Origin of the sequence: Halobacillus sp. (genome assembly GCF_049282395.1) — a bacterium.
Lineage (GTDB): Bacteria > Bacillota > Bacilli > Bacillales > Halobacillaceae > Halobacillus.
Genome location: NZ_JBAPTY010000235.1, coordinates 1 through 4,272 on the forward strand (window position 1 = coordinate 1; position 4,272 = coordinate 4,272).

Here is a 4,272-nt window from a genome sequence, read left to right on the forward strand (position 1 = left end):
CTGGTGGGGAAATGGCGAGACTCCCATGGGAGAAGGAACTAGGTGAGATCCCGCAGGGAGTGAAAACGAGCGAGGAAGCTCACCGTTCCCCCATAGGAACGCGAGTTATTTCCCCGCCAGCCTCCTCCTCATATCGTAACGGTCCCAATTTATCTCGAAACTGAGTCTTCAACAATCCGGCCCTATTGAGTAATAAGCCTCTTATGAAAATTAACAATTTAATAGAGCCTTCCTTAATGTGGAGGTTACTTCAACAAATACTTGCCCTCATTACATAAATGCGCAGAGTGTGAAAAATTGTAAGATTCTCTGGGTGAAAGAAGAGATTTGAGGAGTTAAAGGGGGAATATGAGTGGTTAAGCAAAGAGAACTAAAAGAACACTTGTATGATTTAGAGACAACTCTACTTAAGGGTGAAGTTCGCAAATCTGAAAAACTTTTAAATGAGTTATTAGCAGATGACTTTGTTGAATACTCAAGTACAGGTGAAATTTATGATAAAGAAAATATTTTGAAGCGTTTACCATCTGAAGACGATCCAGGGATCATCATGCGTAACTTTGAGACAAAGTACCTTTCCCCAACCTCTGTACTAACTACTTTTAAGATATTTATAGAAAGTAAACAGCAACACTCTTTAAGAAGCTCTGTCTGGACATATAATGACAAAAAATGGCAAATGACATTTCACCAGGGAACGGTTACGAACTATTAAAGAGTATCCCGGGCTTTCTGTAACTTCTAGTCTGCTCTTAAATTGAATGTTTCTTTTTTTCCATTCCAGCGAATCACTACAGGAATAATAGTATCTTCGTTAAAAGTCATACATCCAGAACATTGAATAGAAGTTTCAATTGGTTGATCAAGAAGGATTTTTTCTTCATTTAAAATAGTTCCTCCTTCATTAATGTTTAAAGTGAAGGTTTCTACTTCAGTCATTTCTCCATTTAATAATCGAAACGAATAGGTACCATTCATACTGGAGTCGTCTCTTGAAAGTTGAAGCTGTCCTGTCCAATGGCCGCTCTCACCTTCATACGTAATATAAGCATCTCCGTTACCTTGCGTACAAGCTGTAAGAAATACTAAAGATAATACTGCCAAAACAAAATTTTTCAAAACATTCACCCTCATTCTTGAAGTTAATGATCATCACTTCCTTAAGCACAATCTATTAATAATGCCTGATCTTCCATTCGTCCTTTATTCAAATAATCATTATATATAGGTTATCAAAGATTCAATAACGAAAAACACAAATAAGACAAGCTTTCATGTTTTAGAGAAAACGATTTAGATACTGGCAGCTTCATAAACGTGTAGAAGGTTACGAATCAGTAAAGATTTCCTGATTATAGCGTGAATGTACAAGTCCCCGTCTGTAATCGCTAAAAAGGAGTTGTCCATTTGACGATAAAAAGAACGAAGCAATTTTCAAAGAGCTTCTTATTCCTATTATTTGTGTGTATATTTACAGAGTGCAGTAATAAATCACCAGAAGCGGACGTAAACAAAACCAAATGCTCTGATGGCTGCATAAGGTGATCGTCCTTTATTGAAAATTAATGCTGTCCCTTATGTGCCTGGAGATAGGAATACTTAACATTCTTTAAATGATTCTGTGTCTTAAGAGTTCGATGTATGATTGAAATAACTGGAAGTTACAAGGGTTGAAGCTTCCATAAAATAATGAGGTGGTCATGTGCTAAGGATTATTCGATTTATTCTGGCTATTATAGTCGTGTTTCTTTCCAGTTATGGATTACTAACAGATGAATCTGCTTATTTACTTCCATATCTAATGATGTTGTTAGCATCCCTTTCGTTAGTCATGGCGCTTGAAGAATTTAAGAAAACTCGCAATTCCGTGATGGGCTATATATTTATAGGCATATCATTATTGTGTCTTACTACTGTAGTAGGTCCTTTTTAACGGGGTGTAATATTATATTGGGAAAGTAATGAAGTGTTCAATTTTTATAAGGGTTTAAGGAGTTTCCTTGAGGGCTGGCTGTGAATCCTTCTTCCTGTTTGCCAATAAAATAATCCTCTAGTTAAGAACTAGAGGATTAAAAAAAGATTAACTGGACTTCTTCCAATAAGCGGCATCTTTATTAGAACGGGTTGGCGGGAAAGTGTCTCCGCTACTCAGTTCAATATGTTTTTCATCTTCCGTTACGTTATTCTCATATCCTTCATTTACTAAGCCATCAAATTCATACGTGCCATTTTCAGGTGCTTTTTCTCCAGTTTTGAAACGATCTGCCATAATTGAAAACTCCTTTTTTATTTATTATTCTTACATAGCAAATGCACCCCTTATTAGGAACTTGAAACCCATATTATCCAATTTTTTCAAGAAGAATGTGCTATGAAAAATAAAGAGTAAAAAAGCTCTGCATATGCCCCTTACTCGAGAAGCTGAGAGCACTGCGGACTGCGCGCAAACCCTCATAAGATAGTGCTGCGTCTTCAAGCGTTCAGTAGTTCATTTCTAAAGTGAGAGCCCTATGTAATGAAGAAAAGATTATGGTTTGCTTTTATCTGTAAGAAAAAGTGTTTCATATGTTAGGATAATAATGAAGATTTTGTAAAAATAACTAGGATCAGTGTGGTGGACAAGAGGGGACGCAAAATAAAAATGGCAAGCGTGCTAAGTGGAGCATTTGTAGGCATGGCAGTCATTGGAAAAGTTATGTATGACACGAATGTATTCAAACGCAAAGAGATACAGATTACTCATAAAAAAATAACGGAAGGCAGTCGGTTGAGAATATTGCAAATGAGTGACTTACATAATAAAGTGTTTGGAAGAAGCAATAAGAAGCTCCTTCAGACTATTGAAGAAGCAGAGGCTGATATGGTGGTGATCACCGTAGATCTGATAGACCGGAATACGAAACAATGGACTCAGGTCTTTTCTTTAATAGAGCTTATCGTCAGTGTGTACCGACATGTATTTTACGTTACCGGCAACCATGAGTGGGATCATCCTCTAACCCATCCTTTTTTGGAGGGGCTGAAAGAAAGACGTGTCACGGTTTTAAGAAATGAACATGTGGCTCTTCATATAAACGATAGCCTTAGAATTAATGTTGTAGGAATCGACGATGTTAATTCTAATCGGGAGAAAGTAGGCCAAGCCTTCGATGGGATCGATCAGCAGTTTTATACGATCCTGCTCTCTCACTCACCTGATTTTGTAAACGAATATAAAGAGAAACCGGCCGACTTAATACTGAGCGGGCACACTCACGGAGGGAAAGTGAGAATTCCGTTTCTCGGCTCACTTGTGGCACCGGGACAGGGATTATTGCCAGCGTATGACCAGGGTATATACCGGACTGGTTATAACCAGCTTCTTTATGTTGACAGAGGTCTTGGAACAAGTGTCGTGCACGTACGTTTTTTTAATCAAAGTCAGATAAGTTTAATGGAGGTTACTCATAAAGACTGAGATGTAGAGGTGTCATTCACTATGAACAGTCAGTGAGGTTAGCTATTTATTGTAAGGAAGGAAGAAGGAGAAATGGTCAAAAATATCATCACAGGAGTCGTAGCTGCCTCCCTGGTATCCACCTACAGTTATCATATCAGCGGTACAGACATGTCTACGATTTTTGTCTTTTACGTAGCTGCTTTCTGGTTTATTGCCAGCGGGCTCGGTTTGAAAGCTTTGCAGAAACAATTGAAATGGAAGAAAACGTACGGGGTAAATCTCTCAGTCTATTCTCTCGCAGGGGGATTAATTATGATCGCTCTGCTGTTTGGTGTGCATGTGTTTGATCTAGCCTCAGGTGGAAGTCTGGATGCTTTATACTTTAGTGATATCAGCAGTATGTTTGGAACAGGAGTGGTGTGCGGCTTTACTTATTTTCACCTGCACCTGCTTGTGAGCGCAGCAGTAGCTAAAATAGGAAGTCAATACCGATACACACAATCATAGATAAGGAATGACCGGCAGAATCATAACATTCTGCCGGTTTTTCTGTTAATGGAAGCTTAAAGCTACTTCCCAGTCATAAAAAGCTAAGCTAAAGGGCCGTTTAGTTGAAGACTCAATTTCGAGATAAACTGGGTCCGTAACTTAATAGGTATAGGGGCTGGTGGGAAAATAACTCGTCTTGTTCCATCACCCAGACACTCGAGCCATAAGCCGCTCATCAACGGATTGAAAAAACGCAATCCTTTTGATGGTCGGCTTATGCTGGTCGTGTCTTTCGGGGTGATTCACATTTGAACACTTTCCTATGGTCCTACACGACGTAGGGT

The 4,272-nt window shown here is 38.8% G+C and carries 6 protein-coding genes; 4 read left to right on the forward strand and 2 right to left on the reverse strand.

Annotated elements, in window-relative coordinates; translation table 11 throughout:
* The first annotated feature begins 352 nt into the window (after positions 1-352).
* Entirely contained in the window at positions 353-715 is a 363-nt protein-coding gene (locus tag WAM07_RS10230; RefSeq protein WP_422166558.1) for a DUF4440 domain-containing protein, read from the forward strand.
* A 26-nt stretch (positions 716-741) separates the two neighbouring features.
* Here the strand turns inward: WAM07_RS10230 and WAM07_RS10235 are convergent, their stop codons facing one another.
* Positions 742-1,119 (reverse strand): hypothetical protein, encoded by a 378-nt coding sequence (locus WAM07_RS10235; protein WP_422166559.1) that lies wholly within the window; start codon positions 1,117-1,119, stop codon positions 742-744.
* Positions 1,120-1,702: 583 nt separating this feature from the next.
* Here WAM07_RS10235 and WAM07_RS10240 point away from each other — a divergent pair.
* The gene (locus tag WAM07_RS10240; protein ID WP_422166561.1) at positions 1,703-1,933 is read left to right on the forward strand and encodes a hypothetical protein; all 231 of its coding nucleotides are present in this window, start codon (positions 1,703-1,705) and stop codon (positions 1,931-1,933) included.
* Between the two features lie 147 nt (positions 1,934-2,080).
* On the opposite strand, the gene WAM07_RS10245 is transcribed toward WAM07_RS10240, so the two are convergent.
* Positions 2,081-2,269 carry a YjzC family protein gene (locus tag WAM07_RS10245; RefSeq protein ID WP_422166563.1) on the reverse strand — a complete coding sequence of 63 codons (189 nt, stop codon included), beginning with the start codon at positions 2,267-2,269 and terminating at the stop codon, positions 2,081-2,083.
* A gap of 372 nt (positions 2,270-2,641) precedes the next feature.
* Here WAM07_RS10245 and WAM07_RS10250 point away from each other — a divergent pair, with 372 nt between their 5' ends.
* Both WAM07_RS10250 and WAM07_RS10255 read left to right on the forward strand, forming a co-directional pair.
* Positions 2,642-3,457, forward strand: coding sequence for a metallophosphoesterase (locus WAM07_RS10250; RefSeq protein WP_422166565.1), 816 nt, complete (start codon positions 2,642-2,644; stop codon positions 3,455-3,457).
* A gap of 72 nt (positions 3,458-3,529) precedes the next feature.
* A complete protein-coding gene (locus tag WAM07_RS10255) occupies positions 3,530-3,946 on the forward strand; it encodes a hypothetical protein (protein WP_422166566.1) in 417 nt (138 codons plus the stop codon).
* Positions 3,947-4,272: the final 326 nt, after the last annotated feature.